This window comes from Acidocella sp. C78, from assembly GCF_907164655.1.
The window spans coordinates 159,900-176,477 of record NZ_CAJQZK010000111.1; the positions used below are offsets into that span (position 1 = coordinate 159,900).

The 16,578-nt window shown below is 66.0% G+C and carries 15 protein-coding genes and 1 pseudogene; 7 read left to right on the forward strand and 9 right to left on the reverse strand.

What is annotated here, in order from left to right; all coding sequences use genetic code 11:
• The first annotated feature begins 20 nt into the window (after positions 1-20).
• The 4 genes from ACIDOCELLA78_RS83290 to ACIDOCELLA78_RS83305 all read left to right on the forward strand — a co-directional run bounded on the left by ACIDOCELLA78_RS83290 (position 21) and on the right by ACIDOCELLA78_RS83305 (position 2,513).
• Complete coding sequence (locus ACIDOCELLA78_RS83290; RefSeq protein ID WP_201727797.1) at positions 21-737, forward strand: C39 family peptidase; 717 nt, start codon at positions 21-23, stop codon at positions 735-737.
• Positions 738-765: 28 nt separating this feature from the next.
• Positions 766-1,482 carry a hypothetical protein gene (locus ACIDOCELLA78_RS83295; RefSeq protein WP_214006269.1) on the forward strand — a complete coding sequence of 239 codons (717 nt, stop codon included), beginning with the start codon at positions 766-768 and terminating at the stop codon, positions 1,480-1,482.
• A gap of 14 nt (positions 1,483-1,496) precedes the next feature.
• Complete coding sequence (locus ACIDOCELLA78_RS83300; RefSeq protein WP_201727799.1) at positions 1,497-1,880, forward strand: hypothetical protein; 384 nt, start codon at positions 1,497-1,499, stop codon at positions 1,878-1,880.
• 153 nt (positions 1,881-2,033) lie between these two features.
• The gene (locus ACIDOCELLA78_RS83305; protein ID WP_201727800.1) at positions 2,034-2,513 is read left to right on the forward strand and encodes a hypothetical protein; all 480 of its coding nucleotides are present in this window, start codon (positions 2,034-2,036) and stop codon (positions 2,511-2,513) included.
• 181 nt (positions 2,514-2,694) lie between these two features.
• Here the strand turns inward: ACIDOCELLA78_RS83305 and ACIDOCELLA78_RS83310 are convergent, their stop codons facing one another.
• Entirely contained in the window at positions 2,695-4,167 is a 1,473-nt protein-coding gene (locus ACIDOCELLA78_RS83310) for a hypothetical protein (protein ID WP_201727801.1), read from the reverse strand.
• Positions 4,168-4,544: 377 nt separating this feature from the next.
• Here ACIDOCELLA78_RS83310 and ACIDOCELLA78_RS83315 point away from each other — a divergent pair, with 377 nt between their 5' ends.
• Positions 4,545-5,741 (forward strand): ROK family transcriptional regulator, encoded by a 1,197-nt coding sequence (locus tag ACIDOCELLA78_RS83315; protein WP_201727802.1) that lies wholly within the window; start codon positions 4,545-4,547, stop codon positions 5,739-5,741.
• A 102-nt stretch (positions 5,742-5,843) separates the two neighbouring features.
• On the opposite strand, the gene ACIDOCELLA78_RS83320 is transcribed toward ACIDOCELLA78_RS83315, so the two are convergent.
• The 6 genes from ACIDOCELLA78_RS83320 to hpnA all read right to left on the reverse strand — a co-directional run bounded on the left by ACIDOCELLA78_RS83320 (position 5,844) and on the right by hpnA (position 12,341).
• Positions 5,844-6,878: an IS630 family transposase gene (locus ACIDOCELLA78_RS83320; protein ID WP_201727480.1), complete on the reverse strand. Its 1,035-nt coding sequence runs from the start codon at positions 6,876-6,878 to the stop codon at positions 5,844-5,846.
• Between the two features lie 317 nt (positions 6,879-7,195).
• Positions 7,196-8,428: a hydroxysqualene dehydroxylase HpnE gene (hpnE, locus tag ACIDOCELLA78_RS83325; protein ID WP_201727803.1), complete on the reverse strand. Its 1,233-nt coding sequence runs from the start codon at positions 8,426-8,428 to the stop codon at positions 7,196-7,198.
• Positions 8,425-9,291 (reverse strand): presqualene diphosphate synthase HpnD, encoded by an 867-nt coding sequence (hpnD, locus tag ACIDOCELLA78_RS83330; protein WP_249675071.1) that lies wholly within the window; start codon positions 9,289-9,291, stop codon positions 8,425-8,427. The genes hpnE and hpnD overlap by 4 nt, the downstream gene beginning before the upstream one ends.
• A gap of 19 nt (positions 9,292-9,310) precedes the next feature.
• A complete protein-coding gene (gene hpnC, locus ACIDOCELLA78_RS83335; protein WP_201727805.1) occupies positions 9,311-10,147 on the reverse strand; it encodes a squalene synthase HpnC in 837 nt (278 codons plus the stop codon).
• Positions 10,144-11,271, reverse strand: coding sequence for a glycosyltransferase (locus ACIDOCELLA78_RS83340; protein ID WP_201727806.1), 1,128 nt, complete (start codon positions 11,269-11,271; stop codon positions 10,144-10,146). The genes hpnC and ACIDOCELLA78_RS83340 overlap by 4 nt, the downstream gene beginning before the upstream one ends.
• Positions 11,268-12,341: a hopanoid-associated sugar epimerase gene (gene hpnA / locus ACIDOCELLA78_RS83345; protein WP_374223219.1), complete on the reverse strand. Its 1,074-nt coding sequence runs from the start codon at positions 12,339-12,341 to the stop codon at positions 11,268-11,270. Before hpnA ends, ACIDOCELLA78_RS83340 begins: the two co-directional genes overlap by 4 nt.
• A gap of 237 nt (positions 12,342-12,578) precedes the next feature.
• On the opposite strand from hpnA, the gene ACIDOCELLA78_RS83350 reads away from it, so the two are divergent.
• Both ACIDOCELLA78_RS83350 and ACIDOCELLA78_RS83355 read left to right on the forward strand, forming a co-directional pair.
• Complete coding sequence (locus ACIDOCELLA78_RS83350; protein ID WP_201727808.1) at positions 12,579-13,571, forward strand: lysylphosphatidylglycerol synthase domain-containing protein; 993 nt, start codon at positions 12,579-12,581, stop codon at positions 13,569-13,571.
• A 70-nt stretch (positions 13,572-13,641) separates the two neighbouring features.
• Positions 13,642-13,848, forward strand: coding sequence for a GlsB/YeaQ/YmgE family stress response membrane protein (locus tag ACIDOCELLA78_RS83355; protein WP_249675073.1), 207 nt, complete (start codon positions 13,642-13,644; stop codon positions 13,846-13,848).
• A 264-nt stretch (positions 13,849-14,112) separates the two neighbouring features.
• Here ACIDOCELLA78_RS83355 and istB read toward each other — a convergent pair whose 3' ends face one another.
• Positions 14,113-14,859: an IS21-like element helper ATPase IstB gene (istB, locus tag ACIDOCELLA78_RS83360; RefSeq protein ID WP_201727488.1), complete on the reverse strand. Its 747-nt coding sequence runs from the start codon at positions 14,857-14,859 to the stop codon at positions 14,113-14,115.
• Positions 14,860-14,876: 17 nt separating this feature from the next.
• Positions 14,877-16,402: pseudogene (gene istA / locus ACIDOCELLA78_RS83365) on the reverse strand (IS21 family transposase).
• Positions 16,403-16,578: the final 176 nt, after the last annotated feature.

Below are 16,578 nucleotides of genomic sequence, written 5' to 3' on the forward strand. Positions count from 1 at the left end.
GCGATCGGGGGCGAGGCGCGATGTTCGGGTCGGTTTTCAGATTTGGCAGAGCCATCGCCCTGGTTGTGGCGGCCTGTCTCGCCTCCACCCAGGCCCGGGCCGATGTCTTGCAGTTCGCCTTGCCCAACACCGCGATCAGCGGCGCCTATATGCACGTGCGCAGCTGGCAGGATATGAAATTCACCAGCACGGTCCATCAGAAATATGATTTTTCCTGCGGCTCCGCGGCGCTGGCGACGCTTCTGACCTATGTCTATCACGTGCCGGTCAGCGAGGAGACGGTTTTCAAAAGCATGTACCGGCATGGCGACGAGGCAAAGATCCGCCGGCTTGGCTTTTCCCTGCTCGACATGAAGAACTATCTTGCCCGGCATCACATCCCGTCGAACGGGTTCAAGGCCAGCCTCGCGAAGCTGAGCGAGGTTCGGGTGCCGGCGATCGTCCTCATAGATTATCACGGGTATCATCATTTTGTTCTCGTCCGCGGCGTGCGCGATGGCGAGGTGCTGCTCTCCGATCCCAGCCTCGGCCTGAGGGCCGAGCCGGTTGCCACCTTCGCGAAGCAGTGGAGCGGCATTTTTTTCGCGATCACGTCAGATCTGCCGCAGGCGCGGCTCGCCTTCAACAATCCGGCGGTCTGGAACGCCGTGCCGCAGCCGCCGGTGTCTCTGGCTCACTTCCAGCTTCGCGATCTCGGACTGCCGGCCAATGGCTGGCAGCTGCAAAACACGTTTTAGGGAAATGGTGCGCGTCATGTCACGCTCGATGCTGATCATGCTTCTGGGTACCGCCAGCGTCCTGCCTCTCTCGATCGGCCGGGCTTCGGCCGCGGCCAGTCCGCCCGGCGGGGGATCGCCGGGCTTTGCCGTTTCCGCCGGCGCGGGCGGCTTTGCCTCACATGGCTTGCCGATTGTGCCGGATGCGATACTTGCCCGGATGCGCGGCGGATTTTCGCTGCCCAATGATCGCGGCATCGGCATCGATTTCGGCTTCTCGATCCAGACGCTCGTCAACGGGCAGGCCGTGCAGAACCTGTCAGGCGACATCAGCCATCTGACCCAGCAGATTTCCCCCGCCTTCCGCTCGACTTCACCCGATATGGTGAGCGGCGTCCTGAATGGGCAGGGATACACGTCCACCTCCCAGACTCCGCAGAGGGTCTCATCGTTCGGCGATGTCATTAATACGGCCAAACCTGCAGGCGTCATCAACAAGCAGAGTTCGACGCCCACGGGCACGACCTTCACAAGCTTCGTTCCGCCGGCGGGTGGTAATGGCGGTGGCGTCTCGGGTAACCAGCTCTACACGATGATCGCCAATACCGTCGGTTCTTCGGGAATGTCGACGCTGATCCAGAACCCGGTGAATGGCCAGATCATCCAGCAGACCCGCACGCTGAACATCGACATCAGCGGAATGCAGACCCAGCTTCTGAATGCCGCCCAGGCCAACCATGTAATGCAGGCCATGCTGCCACGGTGAGATGGAACCCGCTCATGCAAAAAATGCACGGAGGCTTCGGGCCTCTTCCTGGAAAATCCGCACTGGTGCGATCTCTTCGCTTCTGGCTCGGCGTGGCGGTAGCCGCCAGCGCCCTCGCCCCCGGACTTGCAAGAGCGCAGGGCGCGGAGCGCGCCGTGCGGTCTGGCGGCCATGTCGAATTGGTGACCATCCAGAAGATCGGTCTGCCCCTCTCGCCGCTATCGGTTCAACAGATGTCCTCGGCCACCGCCCAGGGCATCCCATCAGTTGCCCCCTCGCTCTCCGCGCAATCGAAGGGAGGCAATGGCGTTCTGCTCTGGGATGAAGTGGTACCTGGCCGGATATCGGCGCCCAATCCCATATCGGATGGCAATGTGAGCCTGAATATTGTTCACTGAAGCCCGGCGCCGCGGCCGATGCGAGACCTGGCCGGTATGTCCGCAACTCGACGATAACCTGCCGGATCGGATAGCAGCATGAGAGTGAAGTCGATGCGGGCGGAACGGAACCGTTCTGCTTTTGCGCCGGGGCGAGCGCGAGGCTTGCGGCATTTGGCGTGGCTGATCCCCGCCCTGGCTCTGGGCGGCTGCATGTCGAGTCATGGCCTGCAAACGGGCGCGCAGCCTGCCTCCGGAAGTGCCGCGGCGTCCGCCAGCGCGGTGGCACCGGCCGCCGGCCCCGGCCTTGGGACCGGCTATTCGAATTACGGCCAGCCGCTGACCAAGATCGGCTTCCTGCATCTGACCCTGGGCAACACGCTGTATCGCCCGCTTGCGGATGGCGGGCGGACCTCGATCTATGTTGCGCCGGGCGGCCAACTCACCATGCGCGTGGTCAGTCCCGAGGGGCACGTCGTCGATGAGACTGGCATCCAGTCGGTCAATCCGAAGGATGCATGCTGGAGCCTGAAGGGCAAGCAGCAGCCCTTGTGTTTCCGTCCTTACTGGAACGGCCGCCTGATGACGCTGCTCTTCGTCGGCGCGAATGTGCTGCCGGCGCAGTTTCTGGTGGAGCGCGGCCGGCATCTTTGAAGCGCCGTCCTGGAGCCTCGCCCGATCGGAGGGACTTCTCTGATCGGCTAATTGTTGTGCCTCATCCTCCTGCAACCGGCCTGCGTCCGGGCCTGTCTGATCCGGCATTGGCATTGCCGAGCCGTGCAAAAGAAAACGCGCCCGGGCCATTGACCCGGGCGCGTCGTTTTGGCCGGAAACCTCAGAAATTATATTCGAGGTAGAAGCGGCTGCTGAAGTAAGGGTTGTTGTAATGCGCGGTACCGGTATAGCCCGCCCGGTTTTCCGCAACGGTCACGTCCGTGTCTTCCGCCACCGAAAGCCCCTTGAGGATCGAGGACAGATCGTATGACGCATTCGCGTCGAGCGCCCAGAGCTGCTGGTTCGGAATGTAGTTGGCATTCGGGAAGCTGTAGGGGCCCGCATAGCTCGTGTAGTTTTGCGCATCCCCGCCATAGCCGTAGCGAACGAGATACCGCACATAAGTCACGCCCACCTTCAGCTTCTTGTTGAGGAAGTCGTAGTTGGACGTGATGCCGTACGCATAGCCCGGCCCGAGATTCGGAACGCCGTTCTGCATCGTGTCGGTGAAGCTGGTCCCGGTATTGTCGTTATAGGGGTGCAGCACGCCGCCGTGATGGAACGAGTTGTATTCGGTCGGAGCATAGTTGCCGATGAGCGCGATGCTGCCGTCGCCGAACGAGTAGCCAAGCTTGGCGCCGTACAGATGCGCATTGATCGAGTTCGAGCTGTTGCTGGTGAAAGCCTCGATCCGCGACGCATTGCCGGCCGAGTTGCCCTCGGTCAGCCCCTGCACCGAGCCGAAGATGGCCTGGCCGTTGGCGAGCGGCTGCACGAGATCGACCTGGCCATAAAGGAGCTGCGCGTACTGGTAGAAATCGTAATACCACGCCTGCGCCGTCAGCTGGGTCGAGCCGACATTGCCGTGATACCGCGCGCCGATCGCGATGAAGCCGTTGGTCGGCTTGGTGCCGGAATAGCGGTTGTTGGCAACGAAGGAGCTTGCATAGCGGCTTTCATAGGTGAACATCCGCGTCATGAAGACGCTGAACGCCGCCGGATTGCCATCGAGGCTGAGCGCGCCGGCATCGACCTTGTTCGAACCGTCGCCGAGCACGTTCACAACGCCGGCAACGCCCATGAAGGCGCGCGGGTTGAACGTGTAGTAATCCTGGTTGGCATACGGCGTCTGGATCAGCTGACGGCCGAAGCGGATTTCCACTTTCGGCGTCTGATACTGCAGATACGCCTGCCGGAACGACTGGATGCCGTAATGCGAACCGGTGAGTTCGCCATCGTAGTGAACTTTGTCACCGGCGTTGTTCTTGCTGTAGAGGCCGAGCGACTGTGCGGTATACCCGCCGAGGCCGACGCTGAACCCGTCGAACGAGCCGGTATGGGCGATCAGATGGCCGCCGATCGCGAAGGAGTGCGTGCTCTTCGTCGAGTGACCGTTGTTGCCATAGTCGAAGTGGATCGCGCCGACCATGCCCTGGAACGTGGTCTGCCGCAGCGCGTCGCCCAGGCTTTGCGCGTGCGCCAGCGGAGCGAGGCCGAAAAGGCTGATCACGCCCGCGGCGCATGCGGCGTGGCGCAGCTTCCGCGTCGCGGACCGGGCCGGGGCGCTGCCCGCCTGGTTGCCGATGTTTCGCATTATGGTTGAACCTCCATGTTGAAAGATTTTTTTGTTGGCGAAATCCGCGCCATGCGCGCGGATCCAGCCCGCCGCTTCGCCATCTGCGGCGGGTGGACAGAGGCGATGGCCGCGCCAGGCCATGCCGCGTGGAAAGCGCGCCGGGCTTGTGCCGCGCGCGGGTGTCCGCAAACCCGATGCTGTCGTTCAGTTGCCGCAACCGGCATCGTTTCGTCCCCGTCTGTTCTTCGTGCGGTGCGCTCTGCATCTCGCTTGCACGAATTATTTTTACTCTTTAAGAAACCAGTAGAGAGGAGCGTTTTCAATGTCAAGAAAGATTCATGGCGTCGGTTTCGCGGCCGGCAGGGCGCGATGATCCGGCCGCCGGGGGAGGGGAAATGACCCGGGCGCGCGTCAATTCGGCACTGGTCCGGCGGATCAATTCGGCGCGGCTGTTCCACATGATCCGCCAGAATCCGGGCATCTCGCAGCAGAAGCTCTCGCAGATTTCGGGGATCGATCCCGCGACCATCTCGATCATCATCAGCAATCTCGAATCGGGCGGGATCGTCCGCCGCGATACCGAGGCGCCGACCGGCCGCGCCGGTCGGCCGACCACCGCGCTCAGTCTCGATCCGCGCGCCGGCTATCTGGCCGGCATCGGCGTCGAGCCCGATGCCATCCGCATCCTGATCTCCACGATCGATGGCGCCGCCTGCACCGATCTCGTCGTGCCGGGCAGCACCTCCCCCGAGGATGCGATCGCCGCCGTGCGCGCCGGCATAACCGCCGCCCTGCGCGCGCTCCGGGCCCCGCGCAGCATGCTGCTCGCGGTCGGCGTCGCGGTGCCTGCGCTCGTCACCACCGGCGGCCGCGTCGTCTTCGCGCCGAATATCGGCTGGCGGGATCTCGACCTGGCCGGCACGCTCACCGCGCGGATGAAAGTTCCCGTCCGCGTCGAGAACGACGTGAAGGCCGCAGCCCTTGCCGAGCATCTGTTCGGCGCCAGTCGCGACATTGCCGATTTCATCTATGTCATGGGCCGGTCCGGCATCGGCGGCGGGCTCTATCTGATGGGCGAGCTTTATCGCGGCCCGCACGGGCTCGCCGGCGAAATCGGCCACATGAAGATCGTCCCGGGCGGGCGCCCGTGCGGCTGTGGCGCGCGCGGCTGCTTCGAGGCCTATGTTTCCGAACGCGCGATCCTGGGCGATCTTGCCGCCCGCGGCCACCGCGCTTGCGATGTTGCGGCCGCGCGCGAAGCCTGCGAGGCCGGCGATGCGGTGGCGCGGTCGGTGATGGCCGAAGCCGGCCGTCATCTCGGCCTCGGCCTTGCGAACCTGATCAATATCATCAGCCCGCGCCGCATCGTGCTCGGCGGCAGCCTCGCGCAACTCGCGCCGTTCCTGCTGCCCGCGGCGATGGAAACGCTGGAAGCCAATGCGCTCGCCGCGATCTACCGGGATGTCGAGATCGTCGTCTCCGAAATGAGCGGCATCGCCGCGTCCATGGGCGGCATCGCGCTCGCGCTCCAGCAATTCCTCGATGATCCGCCGGTTCGCCTCGATCGCGCCCGGCCCATGATCGAGTCGTGAACGATTGCCCAGACGATCAGTCATGCCGCAGGCGCGCATGCCGTTTCCCGTTGCCTCCCGATGCCGGCGCTGTTCTTGCGCGCCATGACTCTTACAAATTACTCAGCAGTCGGTAATATAGGCGACAGTTGGTGCTTTGAAGAATGATTGCACGAGACGTGGTTTGCGCTTGATGGCGGCGAGTTGGGCTTCGATTTTGTCCTGAAGCTTTTCGCCTTGGCGTAGCGGAGTCCGGGCGACGCCCGTCCGCTTCATGTGGCTCCAGACCAGTTCATCTGGGTTCAGGTCAGGGGCGTAGCCTGGCAGAAAATGCAACGTCAGCATTCCATTGGTCGACGCCACGTAGGCTTTCACCAGCGCTGTTTTGTGGGCAGGCAGCCCGTCGAGGACCAGGTGCACCGGCCTCGTGCGGTGCCGCATCATCCGGCGTAGCAGCGCTACGAACAACTCAGCATTCAGGCCGCCTTCATAAGTGCAATACCAGAACCCGCCGCGGGCTGTCACCGCCGAGGCGGCGCTGATCGATTGCCGTTGGCCCGGACGCTCGACGATCGGCGTCTGTCCCTTCACGCCCCAGGTCTTGCCATGCACGGCGTCGGCCCGAAAGCCGGACTCGTCCCAGAAAAAGACCTCGCCGCCACAGGACTTGGCCTGCCTGGCGATTTCAGGAAACCGCTCACGTCGCCATGCCTCGATCGCCTCCGGATCGCGCTGATAGGCACGCTGCAACGGCTTTTGCGGCGTCAGGCCCAGTTTCGACAGCAGTTCGCCCACAGCCGTCACACCGAGTTTGATACCAAACTTGCGCTCGATCAGTTCGGCCACAACGTGCCGGGTCCACAGCCCGAAATCCAGGCCGTATTGGCGCGGATCGCGGCCATTGATCCAACGCAACACCTGCTGCTCCTGGCGCGGCGTCAGACGCCGCGGCCGGCCGGTTGCCGGCCGTGACCGCAAGGCTTTCACCCCGACCCCAGGCTTCGATGCCGCGCTGAGCCATTTATAGATTGTTGTGCGGCTGAACCCGTATGAGGCAATCACCAAAGAGGCCGCTTCGCCCTCGCGCACCCGCTCTACAGCCATCAGCCGGATGGTTTCCAGGGTGCGATGATCAAATCTGCGACCGTCCCGTTTCATGCCAGAATTATATCATCCCCGCAAACATACGACTAGCAAAATGTCGTCTTAATTACCGACTGGTGAGTAATGTCAACCATTCCGCCTAAGTCACCGACGGTCAAGCGGAAATAACCGGATCGCGGGGCCGCCGAACTAACGAATGCCGAGTGTTGCAGATTTGCAAAGCTGTCGGCGCGCCATGAAACCGTTGCGAGATAGCATCGAAATAATGCCAAATCCCTGATTTTCCGTCTGAAACGGAATGTTGCGGCAGTGCGGTGCCAGTACGGCGTCGGCCCTGGGCTTTCGGCTTTCCTGGGACTCGAAAGTCGAGATCAGATCTCGTTTGCCGCGCTGCCGCCCGACCGGATCGCCCCTTCGATGGTCGAGGGCAGGCCCGTCGCGGTATAATCGCCGGCGAGAATCAGGTTGGCCAGAGCGGTGCGCGCTTCGGGCCGCCGGGCGAGTTGCGCGGGCGTTGCGGCAAAGGTTGCGCGCTTTTCCTTGACCACCCGATAGGGCGGGATCGTCCGCGGCAACCCGAAACCGCGCCGGAGGTCGGCCCAGACCTCGGCGGCCAGCTCGTCCGTATCCTGTCCGAGCCGGTCATTGGCGGCGCTGATGGTGACCGACACGACCTCGGATTTCTCGAACACCCATTCCGCGGTGCCGCCGATCAGCCCATAGAGCCCCGCCGGTCCGGGTTCGATTCCGGCACGGAAATGCAGGTTGATGATCGCCTCGTGCATCTGCGGCACCGTGAGCCCCGGCAGCAGCTCGGCCGCGACCCAGGGCGGCGTCGCCAGAATCACCGCATCCTCCGCACCGACGATCTCATCCACATTCGGGCCGGCCAGGCCGCTCACCCGCCCATCCGTCACCGTCAGCCCGGCCACCCGCGCGCCAAACCGCAATTCGGCGCCGTGCGTGCGCAGATAGGCGAGGGCGGGATCGACGAAGCTTTCCGAAAGCCCGACCTTCGGCATCCGCGGCATGGTCGCGGCGCCGCCGCGCGCGAGGCTCTCCCGCACCACGGCCGCCAGCGGCGCGGCGGAGGCGGCCTCCGGCTTCGTGTTGAGTGCTGCGATCGCCAGCGGTTCGAGCAGCCGGTCATACAGCGTGCCGAGCCCGCCCAGCATTCCGGCCACGAGGTCGTCCCGCCCGGCGCGCTCCAACCGCCGCAGCGCGAGATAGTCGAGCGCGCCCGTGCCCGGCACGCGCCAGCTCCGGCGCAGCACCCACCAGGGCAGCTTTCCGTGGTTGAGCCGCAGCGTCCAGGCTTCGCCCGAGGCGAGATCGATGAAGGGAAACAGCGGGCGGTCCGGCCCGGTCAGCGTGTCCTCGGCGCCGATTCGGCGCAGATAGGCCATCGTGTCGTGGTTGCCCGACAGCAGCAGGTGATTGCCGTTGTCGATGCGGCAGCCAAGAGCGGTATCGTGATAGGAACGGCAACGCCCGCCCGCCCATTTCGCCGCCTCGTGGAGCACGACCTGCCGCCCGCGCGCGGCGAGGGCGGTGGCGGCGGAGAGCCCCGCCATGCCGGCACCGATCACATGGACGCGGCTCATCGGCGCCGGTCGGTCCGGATGAGGAGCTCAGCGGCCAGGCGCAGCTTGCGCCAGGCGGGTAGGCTGGGACGCCGCTCGGGATGGGCGAACCCGGCCTCGCGCATCACGCCGAGCAGCGGCCGATAGGCGTCCGCCATCATCCGCGCCGGCAGCACCGCGCGGCGGTCGCAGCCGCGCATCGCGGCGTCGGCCTCGGCGAAATGCTGCTCCGCCAGACCGGCGATCTCGGCCATTGCCCGCTTCAGTCCCGGATCGGCCAGCAGCGTTCCCGGATCGGCGGCCGCACCTGCGGCCTCCAGCGCCTCGCGCGGCAGATAAATCCGCCCCCGCGCCGCATCCTCGCCGACATCGCGCAGGATATTGGTCAGTTGCAGGGCCCGGCCGAGATGATGCGCGACCCTGTCGCCCTGGGCCGAAACCTCGCCGAACACCCTGATCGACAGCCGCCCCACCGCCGAGGCCACGCGGTCGCAATAAAGATCGAGCACGGCCATGTCGGGTGCGATGATCGGCGCGCCGGCATCCATCTCCATCCCGTCGATGATCGCGTGGAAATCCTCCCGCCGCAGCGCGTAGCGCAGCGAGGCATCGCGCAGCAGGCGGGTGACCGCGTCATCGCCGCCCTCGGGCAGCGCGTCGATCCGCCGGCGCCAGGCATCGAGCCCGTCGCGCTTCGCCGCGAGCGGCGCCTCCTCGTCGGCGATGTCGTCCACCACCCGGCAAAACGTATAGATCGCGTACATCGCGGTGCGGCGCGGCGCCGGCAGCACGCTCATGCCGCGATAGAACGAGGTGCCGGCGGCACGGGTGGCGGCGGCCACGGCGGCGGCATCCTCGGCGAAGCGGGTGGTGCTGGTCGTCATGAACATCACAGCAGCAACATCACACAAGCCTGGCCAGCCCGGCGAGTACGGCGCCCGCGGCATCGCGCCGGCGCAGCTTCACCCGCCCGGCCAGCGGGTCCTCGGTCAACAGCCGGCGATGCAGCCGGCGGGCAAGGCCGACGATGATCGCCGTCTCAACCCGCAAGCCGCGCGCAACCACGAAGCCTGGCAGATGCGCCGCCGTCGCGTTCAGTTCCGCCGTTTTTTTCAGCATCGCATCGAACACCGAGCGCAGCGCCGCCGGCGTCGTTGCGGCGGTGACGGCATCCGCCGCGAGGCCAACCGCCTGCAACCAGTCACCGGGGATGTATGACCGGTCGAGGGCGTTGAAATCCTTCGCGCAATCCTGCAGGTGATTGAGCACCTGCAGGCTGGCGCACAGCGCGTCGGAGGCCGGCCAGCTCTGGCGGCTCTCGCCGTGCAGGTCGAGCACGTAGCGCCCGACAGGTGCCGCCGAATAGCGGCAATATTGCATCAGCTCGTCCCAGCTCGCATAGCGCGTCTTGGTCGCATCCTGCCGGAACGCGATGAGCAATTCACGGGCATGGACGGAATCGACCTTCGTCGCCGCCAGGCTCTCGCGCAGCCGCGCCGCCGAGGGGGAGCGCGCCGGATCATCGCCATCCAGCACCGCCTCCATCGCGTCGAGCCGGGCGATCTTTTCGGCCGGTGCCAGATCGGGATGATCGGCGATGTCGTCGGCATTGCGCGCGAAGGCGTAATAGGCATGCACATGCCGGCGCAGCCCGGCGCGGATCAGCCAGGAGCCGACCGGAAAATTCTCGTCGCCCCGGTCCTTGCCCGAGGCCTGCTCGATGCTCGCGGCTTCACTCATGCGCCGGCACCGTAATCGCGGTTCTTCCAGGCCGCACCTGTGCCCCGCCAGTATCGCAGGGCCGAGGCCAACGTCGCCTCCATGTAGACCAGCGCGATCAGCGGCAGTGCCAGCGCCCAGTACCAGCCGCGGCCGTAGCGCCGCAGCGTCGGCTGGTAGCTGAGCACCGCGAGCAGCGAGGCGATCAGCCCGCACAGCGCAGCACCCTCGTCGCCGAAGACAAGGGCGATCGGCGGCACAAGCCAGACAATCGCAAGACCCACCAGCGTCAAGGCGAGCAGCAGCCCAGAATAGCGCAGCTGGGTGAAGGCGGTGCGGGAGATCATCGCCCGGATGTCGGCAAGGTGGGGATAGGGGCGGATCGAGCGGGCGAGACCGGAATGGCCGAGGAACACGGCGCCGCCCCGCTTGACCCGGCTCGCCAGCGTCACGTCGTCGATCAGCGCGTCGCGCATCCCTGCAAGCCCGCCGGCCCGCTCCAGCGCCTCGCGCCGGATCAGCACCGTGCCGCCGGCCGCCGCGGCGGTGCCATCGAGCGGGTCGTTCACCCGCGCGAACGGGTAGAGCATCTGAAAGAAATAGACGAAGGCGGGAACCAGCGCGCGCTCGGCCGCACTCTCGCAGTTCAGCCGCACCATTTCCGAAACCATGTCCAGCCGCGCGCCGCGCTCCGGCTTCGCCAGCCGGGCCGCCAGCGTCGCCAGATGCCGCGGATCGTGAACGATATCGGCGTCGGTGAACAGCAGCACCGGCGCCGTGCCTTGTGCCACGCCCTGCTCCAGCGCCCAGAGCTTGCCCGACCAGCCGGCCGGCTTGTCGCCGCCGCGCACCAGCACGAAGCGCGGATCGCCCTCCGCGGCCCGCGCCGCGATCTCGCCGGTGCCATCGGCGCTGCCATCATCGACCAGAATGACCCGGAACGGTCCGTCATACTCCTGGGCCAGCAGCGAGCGCACGACCGCCGCGATCGTCTCCGCCTCGTCGCGCGCCGGCACCACGATGTCCACCGCAACGGGCTCGGCCGGTCGCGCTGGCGCGAGTTCCGGTCCGCTCTGCCAGAACTGTCCGTGCAGCAGGTAGAGATAGATCCAGATCAGCACCGACAGCACCGCGAGGAAGGTCATGCGGAAGCCCCGTCCGGGTCGAAGGCGAGGCTCGGCAGCTTGCCGCGCCGGCAGAAATCGGCAAGGGCATCGCGCATCGCCGCCTCCGCCGGGCGGGCGCGGTAGCCAAGTTCGCGCCGCGCCTTGTCCGAGGAATAGAACATCCTCTTGCGCGCCATGGTCAGCATGTCGCGAGTCATCAGCGGCTCGTGACCCGAGATCCGCGCCCAGGCTTCCATGATCGCGGCAATCGGCATCAGCGGGCCGATCGGCAGCTTCACCCGCGGCGGCGGCTTGCCGGCCAGCCGGGTGATCATCCGCCCGATCTCGGAGAGCATCAGGTTCTCGCCGCCGAGGATGTAGCTCTCGCCGCTCCGCCCGTGCGCCAGCGCGAGCAGATGGCCCTCGGCCACGTCATCCACATGCACGATGTTCATTCCGGTCTCGACATAGGCCGGCATGTGGCCGCGGGCCGCGTCGAGCACCATGCGGCCGGTCGGGGTCGGCTTGATGTCGCCCGGCCCGACCGGAGCGGCCGGGTTGACGATCACGATATCCAGCCCCTCGGCGACGAGATGCTTCACCGCCAGCTCTGCCTCGTATTTCGAGCGTTTGTAGGGGCCGACATGATCCTCCGCCGCATGCGGCGTCATCTCGTCGGCCGGGCTGCCATCCGCGGTCAGACCGAGCGCCGCGACGCTGCTGGTATAGACCATGCGGCCCGCCCCGGCCGCGCGCGCCGCGCGGAACAGCGCGATGGTGCCGTCGATGTTCACCGCCCGCATCGCCGCGGGATCGGGCACGTAGAGGCGATAATCCGCGGCCACATGAAACACGTGCGCGCAGCCCTCGACCGCCCGGGCAAGCGATGCGGGGTCGGTGAGATCGCCGACCACCCGTTCGCCTGGCACCTGCGCAAGGTTGCTCATGTCGCTCGACGCGCGATGCAGCAGCCGCAGCCGGAACCCCTGCCGCGAGAGCGTCCTTGCCACGGCGGCGCCGACAAAGCCGGTGGCGCCGGTCACCAGAACCGGCGCGTCTGCGGCGGGGCGGGCGGCCGTTCCGGACGGGGGAAGAGAATCGTTGCTCATGCCTGCCATAAAAAAAGCCTGCCGTGGGCATACTTGATCGGCCGCGCCGAGGCAAAGTGCCGCCCGCACCGGCAGGCGATACCGCGATCCGCCATAATCTGCTAAGGGGGCGGAATCCGGCGGTCCACGTATCGCCGCCACCTGACGATCATTGTCCCGCCGGGAGTGCGAGAAACCAGTGCTGCGATCACCGTCTGCCCAGTCTTCCACGCGGACTTCCACGCGGAGCCCGCGCGCGTGATCCGCCGGCTTGGTATCTGGCCCACGGTCTTCGGCCTTGTCGGGCTGCTGCTGTTCACCGGCACCATCGCCTGGTTCGGCTGGGACGATGTCGCGCATGCGCTCGAACGGGTGAGCCTGTCCGGGTTCATCGCCTATCTCGGGGTGCAGATGGTGATCATCGCCGGGCTGGCCCTGGCCTGGCGGCTACTGCTGCGCCGCCGCCACGGCGGCAGCTTCCTGCTGCTCTACTGGGGCCGGATGGTGCGCGATTCGGCCGGCGAGTTCCTGCCCTTCTCGCATGTCGGCGGCTTCGTGATCGGCGGCCGGGCGATCGCGCTCGGCGGCGTGGCCTTCGCCGATGCCGCCGCCTCGACCCTTGCGGACGTCACGCTGGAATTCCTCGCCGAACTCGTTTTCGTCGCCATCGGCGTGGTCCTGCTGATCGCGCTGGTGCCGCACAGCCCGCTGGTCCTGCCGATGAGCATCGGGCTCGGCGTCGCCTTCGCTGCCGGGGCGACATTCCTGCTGATGCAGAAGGGCATGAGCCGTCTGTTCCGCGGCCTCGCGATGCGGATTGCCGGCCAGTCCGCCGATTCCGCCGCGATCGGGATCGGGCGGCTGCAATCGGCGCTGGATGCGATCTATGCCCGCCGCCGCCGGCTCGTCGCCGCCTCGTCGATGCACCTGCTCTGCTGGTTCGGCACCGGCATCGCGTCCTTCGTCGCCTTCCGCGCGCTGGGGCAGAGCATCTCCCTCCGCGATGCCCTGGTGATCGAGGCGCTGCTGCACGCGATCCTCTCGACCGGCTTCTTCATCCCCGGCCGCCTCGGCGTGCAGGAGGCCGCCTACACGCTGCTCGGCGCCGTGTTCGGCATTCCGCCGGATATCGCGCTTTCGGTCTCGCTGTTGCGGCGCGCGCGCGACCTCGTCATCGCGGTGCCCGTGCTGCTCGCCTGGCAAGGGATCGAAGCGCGCCGACTGCAACCCGTCTCCGGCGAGCTGCGCTGACCGGCGGGCTTGTTCGCGCCCGCGCTGCCTCCCATGTCCTGAACCGCATCCACCAGGAGGATACCGGCCCATGCATCTGATCGGCTTCATCATTCTCGGCCTGATCGCCGGCTGGATCGCGAGCCATATCGTCGACAATGCCGGCAAGGGGCCGGTTCTCGACATGGTGCTCGGCATTGTCGGCGCGCTGGTCGGCGGGCAGATCTTCATGACGCTCGGCTTCGCCCGGGCGGCGGCTTTCTCTACAGCCTGTTCGTCTCCGTGGTCGGCGCGGTGATCGTGCTGGTGGCCTATCACGCGTTGCTGGGCCGCCGCCGACTGTAATTTTCCTGTTCAATACAATCTGAAGTTGTTATATCGTCCGCGCCATGGTGGCGCGGGACGAAAACATGGCATGCGGATTCCGGAGAATTCGCCCATGGATTCCGATTTTAATTCGCCCACGATTCCGACGTTTATTCGCCCGGGGATTCCGAGATTTATTCGCCCGGGTAGCGGTCTCTGTGGCTGTTGATTTCGTTGCTCTCCTGTTCTCGTTGGGTCAAGCGGTTTTTGGGGTTTGCTTGCGGATCTTGCGCAGGCTTTCGCCGGTGAGTTCGATGCGGTGGGCATTGTGGAGCAGACGGTCGAGAATGGCGTCGGCGTAGGTCGGATCGCCGATCAGCTCATGCCAATGCGCCGGGGGGATCTGGCTGGTGATGATGGTGGCGCGGCGGCCGTAGCGATCCTCGACGATCTCGAGCAGGTCGTGACGGGCGCCGGCGTCGAGTGGAGCAAGGCCGAAGTCGTCGAGGATCAGTAGATTGACGGCACCGAGGGTGCGGATCATCCGGCCGTGACGCCCTTCGGCGCGGGCGACCGCGAGTTCTGCGAAGAGTTTGGGGGCGCGCTGATAGAGCACGGTCCTGTCATCGCGACATGCCTTGTGACCGAGGGCACAGGCCAGCCACGATTTTCCGACCCCTGTCGGCCCGCTCAGGACGAGATTGTCGTGCGCGTCGATCCACTCACCCTGGATCAGCTTCTGGAACAGAGCCCGATCGAGGCCGCGGGCACTCCGGTAATCGACATCCTCGATTGCAGCGTCATGGCGCAGCCTGGCATGGCGCAGCCTTGTGCTCAACCGCTTGTCACGTCGGACGGTGATCTCGCGGTCGAGCAGAAGACCGAGCCATTCGGCGTGACTGAGGCTGGGGGTTTCGGGATTGGCGTGCAGCTCGGTGAACGCGCGGGCCATGCCTGCAAGACCGAGCTGGTGGATCTGATCGAGGGTCGGATGGTTCAGCATGAGGCTTCTCCTTGTCATCAGTGGAAATATCCGCCGCCCCGGATGTTGGGGTGGCGGATCGGGGTGGGATCGGGACTGGCGGTGCCGGCGGCTCGCTCCAGCCGGTTATCGAGGATGGATTTGACCGAGCCGTAGGTCAGGGTGCCGATGGTGAGCGCGCGCTCGGCCGCGGCATCGAGCCGGTCGGCGCCAACACTGCGGGCCAGGCGAAGGATGCCGATGCAGGCGCGGAACCCCTGCTCCGGATGAGGCCGGCGTTCGAGGATCAGGGTGCAGAGTGTCGCGACCGAGGGACCAAGCCGTGCGGCTTCCTGATGGATCCGTGCGATGGTCCAGTCGCCATAACGCCGGTGGCTCGAGGGCATGTGCTCGGCGATCGTCGTGTGTTTGCCGTTACCCGGCCTGCGTGCGTGCACGGCGATCCGTTCGCCACGGAGAAAGATCTCGACCGTGCGCACGGTGAACCGGGCCTCGACCTCGGCGCGGGCGTGCCGGTAGGGGACGGAGTAAAAATGCTTCTCGATCTCGACGTGATAATCGATGCCGACCCGCCGGCGCCGCCATTGCGCCAGCACATAGGGTTCGGCCGGCAGTTCCTTCAGCGCGGGACGATCGAGTGTTTCCAGCAGATGCCGTCTTGTCGCCCCCAGGCGACGGACGACCCGCTCCTCGTTCAGCCAGCGGCAGAATTCAGCGATCGCGGCATTCAGTTCGGCGAGGCCGTAAAATGCCCGGTTGCGCAGCTTGCCCAGCAGCCACCGCTCCGCCAGCAAAACCGCCACCTCGACCTTCGCCTTGTCACGCGGCCGCCGCGGCCGCGCCGGGAGAATGGCCGTGCCGTAATGGCGCGCCATATCGGTGTAGGTCCGGTTGACCTGTGGATCGTAGAGGCAGGCGCGGATGATCGCGACCCTGGCGTTGTCGGGCACCAGCAGCGCCGGCACGCCGCCAATTGCTGCCAGAGTGCGATTATGCGCCTCGATCCAGTCCGGCAGGGTCTGGGTCCAGGTCGCCTCAGCATAGGTGAAGCTCGATGCGCCGAGAACGGCGACGAAGATCTGGGCCGCACGCGTCTCGCCGGTGAGCCGGTCGATCACCACCGGCACCGTGTCGCCGGCATAATCGACGAACAGCTTCTCGCCCGATGCGTGGGTCTGGCGCATCGTCACCGGTAGCCGGGCTTCCCAGCTCCGGTAGAGCTCGCAGAACCGGCTGTAGCGATACCCATCCGGGTGCTCGGCAATATACTCGTCCCACAGGATCGACAGCGTCACGTGCTTGCGCTGCAACTCGCGGCGGATACGCCCCAGTCCGGCTCATCCACACGTCGATGCCCCGGCCGCTTGCCCACCGCGCCGTCGAACAAGCGCCTTTCCAATGCCGCTTCGGACAGCGCCAGAGCCCCTGGCCCATCGAGCCCGGCCGCCTCCAGTCGCCGCAGCGTCAAGCGCACCGTCGATGCCGCAACCCCGACCCGGATCCCCACCTGGCGGGTCGAAAGCCCCGCCATCCTCAATCTGACAATCTCGCGCACATCGCGCATCGCAATCCGCTCCACTGGCATTCATCCGCTCCCTCGATCAGCCAAAGGGAGGGAACCTGAACCAGCCAGCAGAGACCTCAAGCCAACCCGGCCAACCCCGCCCGCCTGGGCGAATAAAAGTCGGAACAGGTGGGCGAATTAATCTCGGAATAGGTGGGCGAATAATTCCCGGAATC

What these genes read in the sequence shown, in the direction of transcription:
- ACIDOCELLA78_RS83340 (WP_201727806.1), bottom strand. Translation starts at nt 11,271, where the DNA reads ATGACCTTCCTCGCGGTGCTGTCGGTGCTGATCTGGATCTATCTCTAC.
- ACIDOCELLA78_RS83290 (WP_201727797.1), top strand. Translation starts at nt 21, where the DNA reads ATGTTCGGGTCGGTTTTCAGATTTGGCAGAGCCATCGCCCTGGTTGTG.
- ACIDOCELLA78_RS83315 (WP_201727802.1), top strand. Translation starts at nt 4,545, where the DNA reads ATGACCCGGGCGCGCGTCAATTCGGCACTGGTCCGGCGGATCAATTCG.
- hpnE (WP_201727803.1), bottom strand. Translation starts at nt 8,428, where the DNA reads ATGAGCCGCGTCCATGTGATCGGTGCCGGCATGGCGGGGCTCTCCGCC.
- ACIDOCELLA78_RS83300 (WP_201727799.1), top strand. Translation starts at nt 1,497, where the DNA reads ATGCAAAAAATGCACGGAGGCTTCGGGCCTCTTCCTGGAAAATCCGCA.
- hpnD (WP_249675071.1), bottom strand. Translation starts at nt 9,291, where the DNA reads ATGACGACCAGCACCACCCGCTTCGCCGAGGATGCCGCCGCCGTGGCC.
- ACIDOCELLA78_RS83295 (WP_214006269.1), top strand. Translation starts at nt 766, where the DNA reads ATGCTGATCATGCTTCTGGGTACCGCCAGCGTCCTGCCTCTCTCGATC.
- istB (WP_201727488.1), bottom strand. Translation starts at nt 14,859, where the DNA reads ATGCTGAACCATCCGACCCTCGATCAGATCCACCAGCTCGGTCTTGCA.
- ACIDOCELLA78_RS83310 (WP_201727801.1), bottom strand. Translation starts at nt 4,167, where the DNA reads ATGCGAAACATCGGCAACCAGGCGGGCAGCGCCCCGGCCCGGTCCGCG.
- hpnA (WP_374223219.1), bottom strand. Translation starts at nt 12,341, where the DNA reads ATGAGCAACGATTCTCTTCCCCCGTCCGGAACGGCCGCCCGCCCCGCC.
- hpnC (WP_201727805.1), bottom strand. Translation starts at nt 10,147, where the DNA reads ATGAGTGAAGCCGCGAGCATCGAGCAGGCCTCGGGCAAGGACCGGGGC.
- ACIDOCELLA78_RS83355 (WP_249675073.1), top strand. Translation starts at nt 13,642, where the DNA reads ATGCATCTGATCGGCTTCATCATTCTCGGCCTGATCGCCGGCTGGATC.
- ACIDOCELLA78_RS83320 (WP_201727480.1), bottom strand. Translation starts at nt 6,878, where the DNA reads ATGAAACGGGACGGTCGCAGATTTGATCATCGCACCCTGGAAACCATC.